Source organism: Veillonella montpellierensis, assembly GCF_947090115.1.
Lineage (GTDB): Bacteria > Bacillota > Negativicutes > Veillonellales > Veillonellaceae > Veillonella > Veillonella montpellierensis.
The window spans coordinates 33,880-52,876 of sequence record NZ_CAMUMS010000001.1; the positions used below are offsets into that span (position 1 = coordinate 33,880).

Sequence of the window (18,997 nt, forward strand, 5' to 3'; positions counted from 1 at the left end):
CTAACATATAATGTTAGTTCCTTTTTTGTGTGAATTATTTATTCTACAGGCATATCAGTAGGGGCGTTTTGATTAAACCATTTTTGGTAAATTTTATCGAATTCGCCACTTGCTTTTAAGTCAGCAATTGCTTTATTGATTTCCTTTTGTAATTGACTATTATCCTGACTCATCGCAATACCAAAGTATTCTTTCGCATTGTTATTAAGAGGTATGATTTTTAAATTTTCTTCTGGATGCTTGGACATATAATATTGGGCTACGGGTAAATCAAGTACAGCAGCTTCTACATTGCCAATTTTTAATTCTAGCAAGGCTTCATTACTGTGATCAAATTCTTTTATAGTAGCTCCATTAATGGCGTGAGCCGCTTTGGCACCAGTAGTACCTAACTGAACAGATACAGTATGATTGGATAAGTCATTTATGGAATTAATAGTAGTAGTTGATGATTTAGTAACAATGGCTAGTCCCGATTCATAATATGGTGTTGCAAATAATACTTTACTTTTTCTTTCTGGTGTAATGGTCATACCCGATACAGCAATATCTATATCTTTGCTCATTAAAGCTGGTATTAAAGCATCGAAAGAAACATTTTTAAATTCTACTTTAGCACCCATTTTATTGGCAATGGCATTAATCATATCGATATCATAACCATCATAGCCTTGCGTTTTTTCATCTTTAAACTCAAATGGTACAAAAGTAGGATTAGTGCCAACTATGATCTTTTTCTCGTTAGTACTTGAAGTATTGTTAGACGATCCACAACCTGTGAATGCGGCCATGACAGACATGGCGACCATACCGATGGTTACTATTTTTTTGAAATTCATATACATGCACTCCTTTTGAATATCTATTAACGAAATATTTTTTGTATGTTGTTATTATAACTTTCTAATTTTAATAAGTCAATAAAAAATGAATAAAAAATACATAAAATAAGAATAAATATAAATCTAAGGAAAATAAATAAGTATGAAAAGTATGATGCTATAATGATTTTCTTATTTCGTGAATTTCATACATTATAATGAGACTACATAGATTGTTTTAGATAATATAATATTGGGAAAGCGAATCAAGTTTATATTTTGTCGGTAATAATATCTTATTTGATTTATTATAAGACGTAAAATCCATCTTGCCATTGTAGTGATCTGAATTGTATTTATATTCTAAATTGGGATAGTTATAGTATGTATTGAATATAGTTGCACGGATGACTATTATATAAGTGTGTATAATTATTATGTTTAATTACATGCATACAACATCATATAGTATTTAGAAGCTACGAATTGAAATCGATATGACTTGTTGATACAAGAGATATAGTTAGGGGGCTTTCATAGTCGGTGTTTTCCTAGGTGATTTATGAGTGCTATATAATCATAGATTCGTACAAGACATGAATAGAAATAAAGACACAAAAAAGCACCATCCTTATTTATGATATAAATGTTTACATGTCATCATAAATAAAGAAGGTGCTGCATTTGGGGTAGTGTATATACAATTTTATATTGCTTTTAGTGCATTTTCTAAGACGGTTTTAATTTTGCTCTTTGTTTCTTCGTAGGTTTCACCTGGATGTGCCTCATATTGTTTATTTGTATCAAACCACATATTAGGGACATATGTATAGGGATGTGTTTTAAATAACTCACCAGCATTAGCATCATCGACCCATTGGATAGAAATTGATTTGAATGTAGGATTTTCATTAATAAGTTCTTGAATTGCTTTATGTGCATTAGCACAATAAGGACAACCTACCATATCAAAGGCAATAATTGATTTCATAATATAGACTCCTTTCATTGGAAAGTAATATCATTCTATATATAGTATAGCAAATTATCATAATATATTCAATGTTATCAATATATTGTCTGTGTTTTCTGTTAAGACAGAAATGATAGTAAGGATTTTCTTTAATCAGGCTGTTTGCTAATTTTTTTATAAGTACATCTTATTATGTATGTATGGGTACCAATATGTATTCTTTCTATATAGTATATATTAATCGATATAATAGTACAGTCAAAAATATTAGTATATAAGTTGCTTCATTAAAATATCACAAAATATAATGTTTATATTTTTATCATACTGAACTATTAATTTTGATATATAAAGAAGTTTATTATATGAGTTCATTCTATTCCTTGACATACAGTGTATAAACGGAGTAATATGTATAACACATATGTATGAATATCATTATATAATGTTATATTAATAACTATATATATGATATATAAATATTGTTTTGTAAGAAAGTGTGAAATATATGATAACAGGTGCAGCATATTTAGTACGTGCTTTACAATATGAAGGTGTAGATACATTATTTAATTATCCAGGTGCAGCTACTATAGATATTATGGATGAACTATATAAACAGGATTGTATTCGTGTTATATTACCACGTCATGAACAAGCATTAGCACATGAGGCTGATGGATATGCTAGGAGTACGGGAAAAGTAGGGGTATGTTTAGTAACGAGTGGACCGGGAGCTACAAACTTGGTAACAGGTATCGCAACGGCTAATGCCGACAGCGTTCCATTAGTATGTATTACAGGACAAGTACCATTAGAATTAATGGGCAATGATGCCTTTCAGGAAGTCGATATGGTGGGAATTTGTCGAAATATTTGTAAATATGCTATTACCGTTCGAAACCGTGAAGAGTTAGGGCGTATTCTTAAAGAAGCTTTTTATATTGCCCGTACGGGTAGACCAGGTCCTGTTGTCGTTGATATACCTAGAAATATTCAGATTGCTTTAGGAAGCGATGAGTACCCTCATGATATTTCTATTAGAGGATATAAACCAAATTCTATAGCGCATGTGGGGCAAATTAAAAAGGCTATACATGAGTTAGAAAGTGCTAATAAGCCAGTGTTTTTATTGGGTGGTGGCGTTAATATTTCTGGCGCTAACGAGGTAATGACTCAATTGGTTGATATGACAGGAATACCTGTGGTAACAACCTTAATGGGAAAAGGGGCTATTCCTTCGGACCATCCTTTGTACTTAGGAAATGTAGGAATTCATGGTGGATATGCTTCCAATATTGCGATAGGTGAGTGTGATTTATTATTTTCTATAGGAACTCGATTTAATGATCGTATTACTGGGAAATTAGATACCTTTTGTCAGCATGGAAAAATTATACATATTGATATAGATGCGGCATCAATTTCTAAAAATATTAAAGTGGATATACCCATTGTGGCAGATGCAAAAAGTGCGATTGAAACGCTAGTATCATATATGAAACCGATTGATGTATCTGATTGGACACGTCAATTGCCATTATTAAAATCCAAGTATCCGGTTACACAAGATAGTATTAAGGGATTAACACCAGAAAAGGTTATTTCTTATATTAATACACATTATACAGAACATATTGTTGTTACTGATGTAGGACAGAATCAATTATGGACAACGCAGTTTTTAGCGGTGAAACGAGCTAAACAGCTATTGACTTCTGGTGGACTTGGAACAATGGGGTATGGCTTTCCTGCAGCTATAGGTGCGCAATTGGGAAATTCAGGGAAACGAGTATTTGCTATTACTGGAGATGGCGGATTTCAGATGAATTTACAGGAATTGGCAACGGCGGTCATGTTGAAATTGCCAATTACGATTGTTTTATTTAATAATGGATATTTAGGTAATGTGCGTCAGTGGCAACAGCTATTTTATGATAAGCGATATGCATGTACAAATTTGTTGCCAGTAGATGAAATTATTACAGAAAATACGGATAAAGAAAGGTTGCCATATATACCTGATTTTATATCCTTAGTAAAAGCGTATAAAGCACAAGGTATGAGAATTACAAAAGAGGAAGATATAGAGCAAGCTTTTCAATATGCAGAGTCATATCGAGAAGGACCTACTTTGTTAGAATTCATTATTGATACAGAAATAAATGTATTACCAATGGTTCCAGCAGGACAATCATTACAGGAAATGGTATTAGTTGATGCGTAGGAAGAGGTAAGTCATATGATTTTAAAAAAACGATGTATATCTGCGTATGTAGAAAATCAAATTGGAGTTTTGGCTAAAATATCAGGGTTGTTTGCAGGAAAAAATTATAATTTAGACACATTAACAGTTGGAGTAACAGAAGATGCTACTATGTCGCGTATGACTATTGGACTAACTTGTGATGACTTAACATTTGAGCAGATTATAAAACAATTAAATCGGAGTGTAGAAGTTATTAAAGTTATTGACTTTACGGATATCGCTATTCACAAGAAAGAATTGTTATTTATAAAGGTAAGTAATTGTAAGGAAACCGACACACAGGAGATTTTTAGAATTGCTCAAACGTTTGATTTGTTGGTAGTAGACTATAATAAAAAAGCGGTGCTTTTACAGTCTGTTAAAACGGAACAAAAAAATAATGATATGATTCGTTTGTTTAAAAATATATTTGTGAATCGAGTAGAAGTCGTGCGTGGTGGAAGTGTGGCTATTGAAGCATTGTCCGTGCCTGATTCGTAACTATATATAATTTTAATCCATAAGACCATTAATGTAGATATAGTATAGGTGACCTATAGCACCTTTTATTAGATCTATAGTTTTCTTGTGAGCAAGATAATGATTTATCAGTGTTGTTATGATGTTGATGAATAGAAGACTAGAAAAGTGACAAATTAGAAAGTATTGAGTAATAATTGATGTTTATAGACGACCCTATGATAACTCAATAGATATGTATCATTTGTAGAAATTTATTATACTTTATCATGTATATAAGAGAGTTATCATTATTAGTGAAGAGTGACCATAGTATTATTCATAAATGAACTAAAGGGTATATGCTTGATTTTTATAAAAAAATAGAATAAAATAAGTAAAGACGTAAACTCATCGAGAGTAGTGGAGGGATAGGCCCTGTGAAGCTACAGCAACCTTTCAATGTTGAAAACGGTGCTAAATCCGACAGCGAGATGCTGACAGATGGGGAATTTCCCCTCATGAGTATATGAGGGCTTTTTTTATTATAGGAGGAAATAATGTCTGAAAAACATATGTTTTTTACATCTGAATCTGTTACAGAAGGACATCCTGATAAAATTGCGGACCAAATTTCTGATGCAGTATTAGATGCAATTATTGAAAAGGATCCTAATGCACATGTAGCATGTGAAACATTAGTTACAACTGGTTTAGTTCATGTAGTTGGTGAAATTTCTACTAAATGCTATGTAGACATTCCACGCATTGTGCGTGATACAATACGTGAAATTGGCTATACTCGTGCTAAGTATGGATTTGACTGTGATACTTGTGGTGTATTAGTATCTATTGACGAACAATCTAGTGATATAGCTATGGGGGTTGATGAAGCATTAGAAGTTAAAACAGGTGAATCGGAACAATTTGATAAAATTGGTGCAGGGGACCAAGGTATGATGTTTGGTTATGCTACCAATGAAACACCTGAATTTATGCCAATGCCTATTTCGTTAGCCCATCGGTTATCAAGAAAATTATCGGAAGTACGTAAAGATGGAATTTTATCTTACTTGCGTCCAGATGGAAAAACACAGGTAACAGTTGAATATGTTGATGGAAAGCCTAAACGTATTGATACAATTGTTATTTCTACACAACATAGTCCAGAAGTGCTTAGAGAACAAATTGAAAAAGATTTGAAAAAATATGTCATTGAAGCGGCAATTCCTAGTGAATTGATGGATGAAAAGACTAAATTTTTCATTAATCCAACAGGTCGTTTTGTTATCGGTGGACCTCATGGTGATGCAGGTTTAACAGGTCGTAAAATTATTGTTGATACATATGGTGGTATGGCTCGTCATGGAGGCGGCGCATTTTCTGGGAAAGATCCTACAAAAGTTGACCGTTCTGCTGCCTATGCAGCTCGCTATGTGGCTAAGAATGTAGTAGCGGCAGGGTTAGCTGACAAATGTGAAGTTCAAATTGCCTATGCTATTGGGGTAGCACGTCCTGTATCTGTATTAGTAGAAACTTTTGGTACGTCTAAAGTTCCTGAAGAAGTTATTGAAAAATTGGTTAATACACATTTCGACTTACGTCCAGCAGGTATTATCGATATGCTTGATTTATTAAAACCGCATTATAGAAAAACTGCTGCTTATGGACACTTTGGCCGCAATGACGTTGATCTTCCTTGGGAACGTACGGATAAAGCTGATGTACTTCGTAAAGAAGCAGGTTTATAATTAACACATTAGTCAATCATAGTTGTATTTTGGTATGCAGCGATTGAAAGAAGATAGTAAGAAGCTGTTATAAGATATATGTTCTTATAACAGCTTTTTTATATACACTGAGATTTTTAAGCCTTATATGAGTTAAGTTTCTGTCATGCATGTATATTACAAATTTGTTAGTATATGGGTAGAAGGCAATTTGTCTATGAAACATCATTTTATTTATCTATAAGAAAGAAATTCAATTTGTATTATACATAAAGAAGATGGTTTATATGTTTATGATTCACTATACAAAGTACGGTTCATCATAAATAGACATCCTATATTTTCTATGAAGTGACAATGGATATCTTTATATTTTAGGAGATACTATATCTATCATTAATAGACATATACGTATAGGTGGGAATCAGAGGCTTTTCATTAGTATAAAAAATGAGAAAATTTGTTACCTAGTAAGTATAAGATTGAATGATATAATGGGAAACTAAGTTTGGATGGATTCATTTATATAGCACTCGTTGCTTTATGAAAAAAAATAGGACTGTAGGTATGTATGCCTACAGTCCTAATTCTGTATAATTTAGAAATGATTAGATGTTAAGTATTTTAGATTAAAGAAGCTACTGCATCTTTTACAGCGTCGAAGTTTACTGCATTTGTTACTTCTGGCACATATTCAACATAAGAAACAGTGTTGTTTTTATCAATTACTACAACACCACGAGTCAATAAGCGAAGTTCTTCGATTAAGAACCCGTAAGCAGTACCGAAAGAAGCATCTTTGTGGTCAGATAGAGTTACCACACGATCAACACCTGCTGCACCACACCAACGTTTTTGAGCAAATGGTAGGTCCATAGAGATAGTTAATACAACTACATCGTCGGACAAATTAGTAACATCTTGGTTGAACCAACGAGTTTGGGCATCACAAACGCCTGTATCTAGTGATGGTACAACGCTAATTACTTTAATTTTATTAGCATAGTCGGCTAATGTTTTAGGTGCTAGGTTATTGTCTAATACAGTGAATTCTGGAGCTTTTTGACCAACTTTTACTTCAGGACCCACTAATGTCATAGGATTATTTACAAAAGTGATTACATTTTTTCTCTTTTCCATGATTATATTCCTCCAAAGTATGATTAATACTCACAAATAACTTACTATTTGTTTTTAGTATATCATGGAATAATTAATAAGTAAACTAAATTTTTCGATATAGAATTAAGATAGGAATCGATTATTCATAGACACATAGTATGTATAATATACAAAAGATAGCATATAATATAATATACAGGATAGAAGTATTTGTTTGATTAATACATATATTTATAGGACTGTTTGACATATGTATGTTCAGGATTTATATTTTTCGTGTATATTTTATATAGATAATCAAGTATTGCTAGTATGGGAGCTATAACATGAGTGCTAATGATTTATTTCTTAAGTTTTTTAAAGAAGAAGGAAGGACCTATCTATTGGGTGTTGCCTTATTAATTATTATTAATCTTATCTTTTTAGAAATGCCTAAATTAATTGGTGAAGCAGTAGACACATTATCTCATGGTAAAGAAGGATTAAGTGAATATATACTTCTTTTTGTGGCTATTATGATTGCAGTTACTCTTTTGAAAAGCATATCGAGACGGATGCTTCTGGGATCTATTCGTAAAATGGAATATGTATTTCGCAGTAATTTGTGCAATCATGCATTAGCCATACCCGTTAGCTATTATGAAGAACATGGACCTGGTAAGGTTATGACTTTGATGACGAGTGATGTTACATCATTGCGCGTATCTCTTGGGTTAGGTGTTATGATCGTTGTGGATGCTATTTTTTTTGGACTATGTTCTTTTTATCATTTAGTAGATAATGTATCTCTCCCCTTAGCATGCATTATTATGAGCCCCATGCCATTTATTATAATTGGTGTGTTACTAGTTGGGCAGACTATGCGAAAAAAACAACGACAAGCACAGTCCACTTATAGTCGACTTACTGAATTCTCTCAAGAAATTCTACTGGGGATTAACGTGATTCGTGCCTTTAATAAAGAGTATATGGGAGCATTGCGATTTTCTACTATTAATCAAGATAATTATGAAAAGAACTTAGAAGTGTCTTTTTTAGATGCTTTGTTAAAGCCTTTAACTTTCATTGCTCCTTTGAGTTGTTTAGGTATTAGCATATATGTGTGTGGCACCATGGTAATTCATGAATCTATGACTGTAGGGAAATTTGTTAGTGTCAATGCATATATTATGCTGATGATTGGACCGTTAATGGGGTTAGGGTCCTTAGCATCTGTTATGCAAAAAGGATTGGCTTCGTTTGATCGGATTAGTAAATTTTTATCCATTCCTAAGGAAGTTATTACAGGCCATGATAAACCATTGTTACCACTTGATACAGTACGTCTAGATAATCTTACATTTTCTTATGGACATAATACACATCCAGCACTTACTAATGTATCTATGGAAATACCAGCAGGTGCATTTATTGGAATTGTTGGAGGACCAGGGTCCGGAAAAACAACATTGTTTAAATTACTGACTCGTATTCAAGAACCTATGGAAGGACATATTTTTATCGGTAATCAAGACATTGTGGATATTCCATTAGCTGTGTTAAGGCGTAGCATTGCCTATGTGGAACAAGAAGGAAATGTTCTTGGTACAACGATTCGTGACAATATTGCGTTTGGAGAAGTCGGAAAAAATCACATATCGGTAGAAGAAGCAGCTCGTCGTGCCAGTTTATATAGGGATTTAGGGGAAAGAATTTCTAATCATAAGAAGGGGGCATTAAAGGAAAGAGGAAACAATTTATCTGGAGGACAGAAACAACGAGTGACCATAGCGAGAGGGCTATATAAAAATGCTCCTTATGTATTACTTGATGATAGTTTTTCTGCATTAGATACGATGAGCGCAGCTACTATTATAGAAACATTAAGGACTACACAACAACAAACAATTATATTTATTTCGCAACGGATAGAGGCGATTCGACAGGCAGATATGATTTATGTGATGGATGCAGGACGGATAGTAGAGCGTGGTACACATCAAGAATTAATGAATCAAAAAGGATTATATTATCAGTTGTATGCTAAACAAGAAGAAAGTGAGGTGTATCATGCCTAGACCATCAGCGACGCAATTTGATGTCACTACAAGACGAATCAGTCAAAAAAATGATATGCTCCTTTTATCTTCTTTACTTACATATATTAAGCCTCATATGGGCAAGCTAGCTATGGGTGTGATGGCCCTTATTATAACGCTAGGAGTAGAATTAATTCGTCCTATTATTATTCGATATGTTATTGATGAGGGGTTTGTTCATAAAGATTTTCACATTATATTATTATGTGCTATGGCGTATATCATATCAATTGCTTTAAGCTTTATCTTTATGTTTTTACAAAATTATTTATTAGAGCGATTTGGTCAAACGATTATTTTAGAGCTTAGAAATATTGTATTTTCTAAAATTTTACATAAGCGCGTAAACGATTTTGAAAGTATTCCTACAGGGAATTGGGTGACACGGATAACGAATGATATTGAGTCATTGCGGACTTTATACACGGATGTTTTAATTAAGCTCGGTAGTAATATAGTGTTTATTTTTGGAATATTAGGCGCTATGTATTATTTGAACGTCTATCTAGCACTTGTAATGACGGCAATAGTACCAATTATGGGAGTCATTATTTTTGTATACCAAAAGTTTTCAAGAAAGGCATTTCGTGGTGTTCGCCTTGAACTTGCTGCCTCCAACTCATCGGTACAAGAAATTTTAAATTTTATTGTGACGATTAAAACATATGTGGCTGAAAATTATATTAGTCATTACTATGATGAAGTAAGTAAGCGATACTTACAAGCTGGATTACAAGAGGTTAAGACATTTGCCATTTTTCGACCTATTGTAGATGGATTGTTTTTTGTAGCAATTATTGCTGTATTTTCATTTACTAATTATTTCGATTCTGTTACAGATGCAGGCGTGGTATTTGCATTTATTCAATATATGGATAAATTTTTCCAGCCTTTAAAAGAAATAGCTGAAAAGTATAATTCCTTACAGAGCTCCTTAGCAGGCGGAGAACGATTAGTGCCATTATTACAAGAAACTAGTACCAGCCGAAACGATGTCATAGAAGTGCCTAAAGAGTTAGCGTCGGTTCATAGTATTGAATTAGAGCATGTATATTTCTCGTATGACGACTCTGAAAATTATGTACTAGAGGATGTTTCCATGACAATTCAAGGCGGTGAGTTTATTGGTATTGTTGGCGTATCTGGAGCAGGAAAATCAACATTGCTTTCATTGCTGATGGGATTATATCAACCTACGAAAGGGCGTATTCTGATTAATCATATAGATATTAAGAATTATGATGGAGCGGTTCTTCGAGAAGTAATTGGCTATGTATTTCAAAGTGCTCATTTGTTTAAGGGAACGATTAGAGAAAACATATCTTTATATGACGATGCTATTACCGATGATAAGATTATAGCTGCTACAGATAAGGTGGGGCTACATTCGATGATAATAAAGTTGCCAGAAGGATATGATACACCAGTAGGATATTTGGGGTCATTGTTATCAAGCGGTGAAAAGCAATTGTTAGCTTTTGCAAGGACATTATTAAAAGAAAAGCCAGTCTTATTGCTGGATGAAGCTACATCAAATATCGATAGTCAAACGGAACAAAAGATTCAGGACTCTATCGCATCTATTCGTGGTGACAAGACGGTGATTAGCATTGCACATAGAATATCGACTATTCAAGATGCTGATTGTATATATGTGTTAGAAAAAGGTAAGCTCGTTGAATCTGGTAGCTATCAATCCTTAATCCAACAAAAGGGACTATTTTATGATTTATGGGCACACAGATGATGAAAGTGCAAGTAGTTGATGTAAGAATATGATAAATAATGTATATTGACTTGCTACGATGAGGAGTATACACGGTAAGAATATTGACGTGGTGACCATATTTTTTAGCGCTTAAATTACATTTGTCTTTATATGATGGACAATAATGTGTTATAATGAAACGTATGTTAGTAATAGAAATATAGGGTGTAATATGGAAGTTATTAAATCAAAAGAAAATAATACAGTTAAGCATATTCGCTCTTTATATAAAAGAAAGTATAGAGAAAAATATGGAGAATATGTAGTAGAAGGTGTTAGAGCTGTTAGGGATTTGCTAAGAAAAAAGAAAATACATACTATTTGTATTGCCGTATCTCAAGTTTCATCTAGTGCCATTATAGAAATTATTGAATTGGCAAATGCACACGATTGTATAGTGCATCTTATAGAAGATAGAATATTCTCAGCAATCGAGCAGACTGTGCAAGGACAGGGTATATTAGCAATTGCTAATAAAGATGAATATGCATTACATACAGTTGTACCAGAGAAGGGAATATACTTGGTGTTAGATCGTATACAAGATCCTGGCAACTTAGGCACTATAATACGAACAGCTGTTTCTGCTGATGTAAAGGGCGTTATTTTAACTAAAGGAAGCGTTGATCCCTATAATGAAAAGTGCATTCGTAGTACTATGAGTGCCATTAGTGAAATTCCTATTTACGATAATATAGATGAACAAGAGGTAATTCAGTTTATACAGAAGTTTTCACTACATTCTTATGTAACAGCATTAGAACGAGCTGTAACATATGACTCACTGACATATACAGTGCCGGCGGTGTTAATTATGGGTAATGAAGCTAATGGTGTTTCACAGAAATTACAAGATGCATGTGATCATAGCATTGTGATTCCTATTATAGGTAATATTGAATCATTAAATTTAGCAGTTGCTACGGGTATATGTTTATATAAAATGAGGGAGTCTTTTTATCATGAATCGCCAAAAGAAAGCATCTAATGAATATATGGCTACGATTGACTGGAATCGTCAGGAACGTCAAGGCTTCCCAGAAGTGGTGTATTGTGAAGGAAAGACTGATGAACAATGTTGTTCTATTTTATCATCGTTAGCGAATACTTATGATGTGTGTATGGGTACTCGTGCGAGACCTAGTATATATAATCAGTTACTACCTTATATAAGTGACATACAGTATGATGAGTTAAGTCGTATAATCTATGTAAATCGAGTGCCTCTACATATCAATGGAGATCGAACCATTGCTGTAGTTACAGCAGGTACTAGTGATATGCCTGTAGCGGAAGAAGCCGCGCTAACGGCAGAATTAATGGGCAATCAAGTAAATCGTATTTATGATGTAGGTGTAGCTGGTATTCATCGCTTATTTTCTCGCCTTGATGAAATTCAAGAAGCTAATGTGGTCATTGCTGTAGCTGGCATGGAGGGCGCTTTAGTAAGTGTTTTAGGAGGTTTAATCAAAAAACCGTTGATTGCTGTGCCAACTTCAATTGGATACGGTGCTAATTTTCAAGGAGTGGCAGCTTTATTAGCAATGCTTAACTCATGTGCTGCAGGCGTAGGTGTGGTGAATATTGACAATGGCTTTGGCGCAGGTAGATTGGCACATATTATTAATAGTCAACGGTAGGTGAATATGGAAGAAACAATTGTTAAAGTAGAAACCAATATTGATGATATGAACCCTGAACAATATGAATATATTATTGATTTATTATTAAAAGCTGGTGCGAATGATGTGTGGTTAACACCTATTATTATGAAAAAAGGGAGACCGGCTATTTTAATCTCAGTTTTATGTAAAGATAGTTTACTTACTGCTGTTGCACATATTTTATTCACTCATACAACAACGATTGGTCTTCGATGTATAGATTATCACCGTATTATTTGTGAACGACAATATAGGGTTTTTTATTATGAAGGCATGCCTGTAGGCATAAAAGAGGCATATTATCAAGGACAGCGTGTTAATATTTCGTTGGAATATGAAGATATGAAACGCATTGCGCAGGTGAAGAAGGTTTCTATACAGGATATTGAACATAGTATATGGAAACAAATCAAGTTATAAGTAGTTCTTTTTTACTAGGCGCGGTTTTATTGCTATTGTAGCATGTATTTGTTAAAATAACGTATATCTTTTTGGAAGAGATAATCAATAACTAATAATTTAATTAAAATGTAAAAGAAGGATTATATGATTAAACTGATTGTTAATGCGGATGATTTTGGTATTCATACATCTGTTAACAAGGGCATTGTGAAGGGGCATTGTGAGGGAATTATTACAAGCACCTCTTTGTTGGCTAATGGAAGCGAATTTGAATCTGCTGTGGACTTGGGGTTTACTTATCCTAATTTAGGGATTGGTATTCATACTTGTTTAGTGGGAGGATTGCCACCTGTGTGTAATCCTGATGAGGTATCATCATTATTAACGAGTGAAGGTGTATTGCCTACTACATATTTGGATTTTATCAAACGATGTATGATGAGAACGATTCGTTATGATGAGTTATATAAAGAATTAGCAGCGCAATTTAAAAAAATAATAGATACGGGACTTCCTATTACACATGTAGATGGACACCAACATATGCATATATTGCCACAGGTGTTGCCGACTGTTGTGGATTTGATGAAACAATACGGTATTAAAAAAATTCGCATACCACGAGAATATAAGACTTTTGTTAATGGCGTGTACAATCCTATTCGCTTTTTAGGAAAGGTAGGCTTATCGACGGTAGCTGATATGGCAAAGCGAACAGTAGCACAAGAAGATATTAAGAGTCCCGATTATTTTTGGGGGATGATTAATGGGGGCCAGCTTATTGAACCAGCATTAGCGGCAATTTTATCATCCATATCTAAAAAAGTAGGTGTTCATGAAATTATGACACACCCTGGCCTATCAGATAATGTGCTAAATCAAGCATTTGATTGGCATTATCATTGGGAAGAAGAATTAAAGAGTATGATGTCAATTTCTATCAGCGAATATATTCGTCGTCACAATATAGCATTGATTAATTATGGTGAGTTATAATGAATAAATTATTGAAGCGAGGCCTCATATTAGGAAGTGTGCTGATAGTAATTTCTTGTATCACAATATATTGCACAGTCGATATTAAGGCGCTTACAATGTTATCAACATTTAATATGGAATCGATTTTATTAGCGGTCATAGCCTTATCCATAGGTATGTATTTTGACGGACTTCGATTGCAGAGACTTGTCAGAATCGGTGGGTATCATTTACCCATTAAAGCGGTGTTGCGTGTTATTTTTGGCAATTATTTTATGGCCTTATTAACGCCTGGCGCTAGTGGTGGGGCAGTGGCACAAGTGCTTATTTTGAAAAGCTATGGCGTGCCTATTGCAAAAGCAACACCCATAGTGCTTATTCGCACCATATTTTCTATTTTGTTTTTAATTATTATGATGCCATTTATTTTTTTACATGATACGATGACGATACCTTACATTTCTAAAGATATGTTATGGAAATTATCATTGTTATTGGTTTTATGTGTATGTATGGGGATTTATTTTTTTAAAACAGAGCTTTGCAAACGGTTAGTGTATCGTTTGGCACGATATATAAAAAAGGATAACCCTAATACATGGTTAATTAAATTAGAAGAAATAAACAGTGGATTCGCTTTGCTATATGAGCATCCTATACAATCATTCATTGTATTTATAGAATCAGGGATAAGTTTACTGTGTTTGTATTGCATTGCTCCTGCCTTGATGTGGGCTTTTTCCACTACTACATTACCAGTGGTGACGATTTTAGAAAGAATGATATTACTTAATTTGATATTATATTTTGCACCCACACCAGGAGGAACGGGTATAGCGGAAGGATTATTTGTATTTTTGTTAGCTAGTTTTGTGCCAGATGGAACAATTGGACTTATTGCCGTAGGTTGGCGAGTTATTGCAGAATATATACCTTTTTTTATTGGTATGTATGCAGTATTAACTTTATATGGAAAACAGTTTGTAGCGGGTACTGTTACAACATCGGATAAGTTGTAGATGGGAGGTTCTAGTGTGACTCAGTCAAAAAAAGATAAATTCTACCTTGTACAAGAAGATATTTTACCAGAAGCAATCAAGAAAACGATTAAGGTAAAAGAAATTTTAAAAATGGGTGAAGTTAAGACGATTAATGAAGCGGTAGAACGTATGGATCTAAGTCGCTCTGCGTACTATAAGTATAAGGATTATGTATTCCCTTTTTTTGAAATCGCACAAGGGAAGATCGTATCTATTGCCGTATCGATGTCAAATGATCCTGGTATGTTGTCTAGTGTCTTAAAAGCGATTGCCAGTCATAATGGAAGTATCTTAACAATTAATCAAGACATTCCTCTACAAGGTATTGCTAATGCGAGTATTGCTTTTGAAACAAAAGATATGACCGGATCCTTGGAAGAATTATTGCAAGATATACGCAATATTAAAGGTATGATTAAGGTCGATATATTGGGACAAGCATAATCTATGAAAACAGTGTGAATATAAAGAGAGTAGGTAACATATGAATTCTATAAAAATTGGTATATTGGGCTTTGGTACAGTCAGTCAAGGAACTTGTGAGCTATTAATTGATAATGCAGAATTAATTTCTAAACGAATTAATACAAATATCACTATTGCTAAAATATTTATGAGAAATTCTAAAAAATATGAACATATTCGTTTGCCAGATGATACTAAGGTAGTTAGTGATGCACAAGATATATTGCAAGATCCAGAAATTTCTATCGTTGTAGAGTTGATGGGAGGAACTGATTTTGCTCGTGAGTGTATTGAAAAAGCGTTAGAAAACGGTAAAAATGTAGTGACTGCTAATAAGGATTTAATGGCGGAAGCTGGACCATACTTGTTAGATTTGGCAAAACGTAATCATGTGGATTTACGATTTGAAGCAAGTGTGTTAGGAGGCATTCCTATTATTAGGACTCTATATGAATCGCTAGGAGGCAATAAAATAACTGAGTTAGTGGGAATTATGAATGGCACTACTAATTTTATCTTAACTAAGATGACTGAAGAAGGGACTAGTTATACTGAAACGCTAAAAGAAGCACAAAGCTTAGGCTATGCTGAAGCAGATCCTACTGCGGATGTTGAGGGTTATGATGCGGCACGTAAATTAGCAATTTTATCTTCTATTAGCTTTAATCGTAGAATTTTCTTTGAAGATGTTGAGGTAGAAGGCATTAGCCATATTGATACGGCGGATATTGAATTCGGCAAAGAATTTGGTTATAACATCAAGTTATTAGGTATTGCGAAAGAAACAAAAAAAGGATTATCTCTCAATGTATATCCTGCATTTATTCCACTCACCCATCCATTGGCATCTGTAAGAGGATCGTATAATGCGATTTATGTGAAGGGGAATGGCATTGATGACGCTATGTTTTATGGACGTGGTGCCGGTAGCTTACCTACAGGTAGTTCTGTAGTCAGCGATATTATGGAAATTGCTAAAAATATCAATTTTAATAGTACTGGCCGATTAGCACCATTTTACTTTGAAAAGAAATCAATATATGCACCAGGAAAAATTTCTTCATCCTATTATATTCGTTTAGTGGTAGAAAATAAGACGGGCGTATTAGCAAAAGTTACTACGAAATTAGCAGAGCAACGCATTTCTGTATTGTCGGTATTACAACGCAATGATGATCCAGAAAAAGCGGTAATTGCTATAGTTACTTCTTCTTGTCCACGATCTTATATTTTAAATGTTTTAGACGCCTTTAATAATTTACGAGTGGTGAAGAAAGTTAGTAGTGTTATTAGAATTATGGGTGAATAATCATGAAAACTATTACCGTACAAGTTCCAGCTACGAGTGCTAACTGTGGACCTGGGTTTGATTGTTTAGGATTGGCATTACAATTATATAATGTGTTTACTTTTGAATTGAATGAAGAAGCAACTAGTTATTCATATACATTTAAAGGTTTTGGTGCAGATATATTAGCTCATGAAGATACTAGTCGTAATTTAATTGGACGCGCTATGTATGAATTATTTTATGCTGTGGGAGAAAAACCAAAGTTTGGACACATTATATCCGATAGTAACATTCCTCCTTCACGTGGATTAGGTAGTAGTTCGACTGCGATTGTTGGAGGCTTATTGTTAGCCAATGCGTTAGTAGAAAAACCACTTTCAAAAAAAGAATTACTTACATTAGCCCATCGTATGGAAGGACATCCAGATAATGTAGCTCCTGCTATTTTTGGGAATTTATGTTGTGCTTTAGGCAATGATAGAGAAGTCGCTAATACAGTGATTACTGTGCCAGAAGAGTTGTCATTTGCCGTAGTGGTACCAGAAGTACTGGTGTCGACTGAATATGCACGTACGGCTTTGCCATATACCATTGATTTTAAAGAAGCGGTTGCCAATGTAGGCTATGTGTCATTGCTTATTTCATCTATGGTTACTGGAGATCTTACTAATCTGCAATGGGCCTTACAAGATAATCTACATGTGCCATATAGAAAAAAATTAATACCTTGTTGTGATGAGGTGTTTTCTGTAGCAATAAATAAAGGTGCTTATGGCGCTACTATTAGTGGATCAGGATCTACGCTTATTGCGTATTGTCATCATGAAGTGGCTTTAGATGTAGCAGAGGCAATGGGCGATGTATTTTCTTCACAAGACATCAAACATACAGCGTATGTGTTAAAATCGGATGTAATTGGTGCAAAAGTGATTTCACGTACATTATAAATATTCTTTAATTAGCATGTAGAGTCTTAGAAACTTCGTGTTTAAGTATGCAACATGTTACTATTGTATAGTAAAAATTCATTTATTTTAGATAACATCATGATATAATATGTATATATCATAGTATGATTAACTATTATGACGGGAGGATGTATGAACAATATAAAAACAGCAGCATTAATGGCATTATTATCGGCCTTATTGATGGCTATTGGTCAATATGTAGGCGGCTTACATGGGTTAATGGTGATGTTTATTATTTCTATTGGAATGAATGTGTTTAGTTATTGGAATAGTGATAAATTAGTGCTTAGAGCTTATAATGCGAGAGAAGTACAAATGTCATCAAATCCAGAATTGGTTTCTATTGTGAAACAATTAGCTATGAATGCTCATCTTCCTATGCCGAAAATATATATCATTGATTCTGAAATACCTAATGCTTTTGCTACTGGTCGTAATCCAGAACATGCGGCAGTAGCTGTTACTACAGGTATTATGAATTTATTAACCCATGATGAAATTGAAGGTGTATTAGCTCATGAGTTAACGCATGTACAACATAGAGATACTTTGATTAGTACGATTGCAGCTACGATGGCAGGGGCGATTGCGATGGTTGCGAATGTGTTACAATTTGCCGCTTTATTTGGTAGCCGTGACGATGAGAGAGAGAGTAATCCTATTGCTCTATTAGGCATGATTATTTTGGCACCTCTCGCAGCATCTTTAATACAAATGGCTATATCTAGATCTAGAGAATACTTGGCTGATGAAGGTGGCGCTCGTATTAGTGGGAAACCACTATCATTAGCTTCTGCATTAGCTAAAATTGATCATTATGCTAAATATGGTGCTCTGCCTCATGCAAGTAATGCGACAGCGCATATGTTTATTGTTAATCCATTAAGTGGGGTTAAAGATTTTGCTAGTAATTTATTTAGTACGCATCCTAGTACAGAGGAACGTATTAAACGATTACGCATGTTAGCTTCGACTGTAAAATAGGAG

17 protein-coding genes and 1 riboswitch are annotated in these 18,997 nt (G+C 34.0%); of the genes, 14 read left to right on the plus strand and 3 right to left on the minus strand.

What is annotated here, in order from left to right; all coding sequences use genetic code 11:
• Positions 1-38: 38 nt before the first annotated feature.
• Both P6940_RS00145 and P6940_RS00150 read right to left on the minus strand, forming a co-directional pair.
• Positions 39-845: a basic amino acid ABC transporter substrate-binding protein gene (locus tag P6940_RS00145; RefSeq protein WP_052076830.1), complete on the minus strand. Its 807-nt coding sequence runs from the start codon at positions 843-845 to the stop codon at positions 39-41.
• 682 nt (positions 846-1,527) lie between these two features.
• Positions 1,528-1,812, minus strand: coding sequence for a glutaredoxin (locus P6940_RS00150; protein WP_028257680.1), 285 nt, complete (start codon positions 1,810-1,812; stop codon positions 1,528-1,530).
• 490 nt (positions 1,813-2,302) lie between these two features.
• Here P6940_RS00150 and ilvB point away from each other — a divergent pair, with 490 nt between their 5' ends.
• From ilvB to metK, 3 genes are all read left to right on the plus strand, one after another.
• Complete coding sequence (ilvB, locus tag P6940_RS00155; protein ID WP_277292828.1) at positions 2,303-4,021, plus strand: biosynthetic-type acetolactate synthase large subunit; 1,719 nt, start codon at positions 2,303-2,305, stop codon at positions 4,019-4,021.
• Positions 4,022-4,036: 15 nt separating this feature from the next.
• On the plus strand, positions 4,037-4,543 hold the full coding sequence (ilvN, locus tag P6940_RS00160) for an acetolactate synthase small subunit (protein WP_028257682.1): 507 nt from the start codon (positions 4,037-4,039) through the stop codon (positions 4,541-4,543).
• Between the two features lie 366 nt (positions 4,544-4,909).
• Positions 4,910-5,012: riboswitch (SAM riboswitch) on the plus strand.
• Between the two features lie 49 nt (positions 5,013-5,061).
• Positions 5,062-6,252 (plus strand): methionine adenosyltransferase, encoded by a 1,191-nt coding sequence (gene metK / locus P6940_RS00165; protein ID WP_277292829.1) that lies wholly within the window; start codon positions 5,062-5,064, stop codon positions 6,250-6,252.
• 603 nt (positions 6,253-6,855) lie between these two features.
• Here metK and tpx read toward each other — a convergent pair.
• Entirely contained in the window at positions 6,856-7,371 is a 516-nt protein-coding gene (tpx, locus tag P6940_RS00170; RefSeq protein ID WP_277292830.1) for a thiol peroxidase, read from the minus strand.
• Positions 7,372-7,679: 308 nt separating this feature from the next.
• Between tpx and P6940_RS00175 the strand changes: the two genes are divergently transcribed.
• The 11 genes from P6940_RS00175 to htpX all read left to right on the plus strand — a co-directional run bounded on the left by P6940_RS00175 (position 7,680) and on the right by htpX (position 18,994).
• Positions 7,680-9,410, plus strand: coding sequence for an ABC transporter ATP-binding protein (locus tag P6940_RS00175; protein WP_277292831.1), 1,731 nt, complete (start codon positions 7,680-7,682; stop codon positions 9,408-9,410).
• On the plus strand, positions 9,403-11,178 hold the full coding sequence (locus P6940_RS00180; protein ID WP_277292832.1) for an ABC transporter ATP-binding protein: 1,776 nt from the start codon (positions 9,403-9,405) through the stop codon (positions 11,176-11,178). The genes P6940_RS00175 and P6940_RS00180 overlap by 8 nt, the downstream gene beginning before the upstream one ends.
• Positions 11,179-11,371: 193 nt before the next feature.
• Positions 11,372-12,187 (plus strand): TrmH family RNA methyltransferase, encoded by an 816-nt coding sequence (locus P6940_RS00185; RefSeq protein ID WP_277292833.1) that lies wholly within the window; start codon positions 11,372-11,374, stop codon positions 12,185-12,187.
• The gene (gene larB / locus P6940_RS00190) at positions 12,162-12,839 is read left to right on the plus strand and encodes a nickel pincer cofactor biosynthesis protein LarB (RefSeq protein WP_277292834.1); all 678 of its coding nucleotides are present in this window, start codon (positions 12,162-12,164) and stop codon (positions 12,837-12,839) included. The genes P6940_RS00185 and larB overlap by 26 nt, the downstream gene beginning before the upstream one ends.
• 6 nt (positions 12,840-12,845) lie before the next feature.
• Positions 12,846-13,283, plus strand: a complete 438-nt coding sequence (gene larC, locus P6940_RS00195) for a nickel insertion protein (protein WP_038113618.1) — start codon at positions 12,846-12,848, stop codon at positions 13,281-13,283.
• Positions 13,284-13,409: 126 nt separating this feature from the next.
• Positions 13,410-14,261, plus strand: a complete 852-nt coding sequence (locus tag P6940_RS00200; RefSeq protein ID WP_277292835.1) for a ChbG/HpnK family deacetylase — start codon at positions 13,410-13,412, stop codon at positions 14,259-14,261.
• Entirely contained in the window at positions 14,261-15,262 is a 1,002-nt protein-coding gene (locus tag P6940_RS00205) for a lysylphosphatidylglycerol synthase transmembrane domain-containing protein (RefSeq protein ID WP_277292836.1), read from the plus strand. Before P6940_RS00200 ends, P6940_RS00205 begins: the two co-directional genes overlap by 1 nt.
• 15 nt (positions 15,263-15,277) lie before the next feature.
• Positions 15,278-15,727, plus strand: a complete 450-nt coding sequence (locus tag P6940_RS00210) for an ACT domain-containing protein (protein ID WP_038151539.1) — start codon at positions 15,278-15,280, stop codon at positions 15,725-15,727.
• A 40-nt stretch (positions 15,728-15,767) separates the two neighbouring features.
• Positions 15,768-17,057 carry a homoserine dehydrogenase gene (locus P6940_RS00215; RefSeq protein ID WP_277292837.1) on the plus strand — a complete coding sequence of 430 codons (1,290 nt, stop codon included), beginning with the start codon at positions 15,768-15,770 and terminating at the stop codon, positions 17,055-17,057.
• 2 nt (positions 17,058-17,059) lie between these two features.
• Complete coding sequence (gene thrB, locus P6940_RS00220; protein ID WP_277292838.1) at positions 17,060-17,986, plus strand: homoserine kinase; 927 nt, start codon at positions 17,060-17,062, stop codon at positions 17,984-17,986.
• 153 nt (positions 17,987-18,139) lie between these two features.
• Positions 18,140-18,994 carry a zinc metalloprotease HtpX gene (gene htpX, locus P6940_RS00225; protein ID WP_277292839.1) on the plus strand — a complete coding sequence of 285 codons (855 nt, stop codon included), beginning with the start codon at positions 18,140-18,142 and terminating at the stop codon, positions 18,992-18,994.
• The last annotated feature ends 3 nt before the right edge of the window (positions 18,995-18,997 follow it).

Bases quoted from the DNA above. Each gene is read 5' to 3' on its own strand.
- P6940_RS00145 (WP_052076830.1), bottom strand. From the start codon at position 845: ATGTATATGAATTTCAAAAAAATAGTAACCATCGGTATGGTCGCCATG.
- P6940_RS00150 (WP_028257680.1), bottom strand. From the start codon at position 1,812: ATGAAATCAATTATTGCCTTTGATATGGTAGGTTGTCCTTATTGTGCT.
- ilvB (WP_277292828.1), top strand. From the start codon at position 2,303: ATGATAACAGGTGCAGCATATTTAGTACGTGCTTTACAATATGAAGGT.
- ilvN (WP_028257682.1), top strand. From the start codon at position 4,037: ATGATTTTAAAAAAACGATGTATATCTGCGTATGTAGAAAATCAAATT.
- metK (WP_277292829.1), top strand. From the start codon at position 5,062: ATGTCTGAAAAACATATGTTTTTTACATCTGAATCTGTTACAGAAGGA.
- tpx (WP_277292830.1), bottom strand. From the start codon at position 7,371: ATGGAAAAGAGAAAAAATGTAATCACTTTTGTAAATAATCCTATGACA.
- P6940_RS00175 (WP_277292831.1), top strand. From the start codon at position 7,680: ATGAGTGCTAATGATTTATTTCTTAAGTTTTTTAAAGAAGAAGGAAGG.
- P6940_RS00180 (WP_277292832.1), top strand. From the start codon at position 9,403: ATGCCTAGACCATCAGCGACGCAATTTGATGTCACTACAAGACGAATC.
- P6940_RS00185 (WP_277292833.1), top strand. From the start codon at position 11,372: ATGGAAGTTATTAAATCAAAAGAAAATAATACAGTTAAGCATATTCGC.
- larB (WP_277292834.1), top strand. From the start codon at position 12,162: ATGAATCGCCAAAAGAAAGCATCTAATGAATATATGGCTACGATTGAC.
- larC (WP_038113618.1), top strand. From the start codon at position 12,846: ATGGAAGAAACAATTGTTAAAGTAGAAACCAATATTGATGATATGAAC.
- P6940_RS00200 (WP_277292835.1), top strand. From the start codon at position 13,410: ATGATTAAACTGATTGTTAATGCGGATGATTTTGGTATTCATACATCT.
- P6940_RS00205 (WP_277292836.1), top strand. From the start codon at position 14,261: ATGAATAAATTATTGAAGCGAGGCCTCATATTAGGAAGTGTGCTGATA.
- P6940_RS00215 (WP_277292837.1), top strand. From the start codon at position 15,768: ATGAATTCTATAAAAATTGGTATATTGGGCTTTGGTACAGTCAGTCAA.
- thrB (WP_277292838.1), top strand. From the start codon at position 17,060: ATGAAAACTATTACCGTACAAGTTCCAGCTACGAGTGCTAACTGTGGA.
- htpX (WP_277292839.1), top strand. From the start codon at position 18,140: ATGAACAATATAAAAACAGCAGCATTAATGGCATTATTATCGGCCTTA.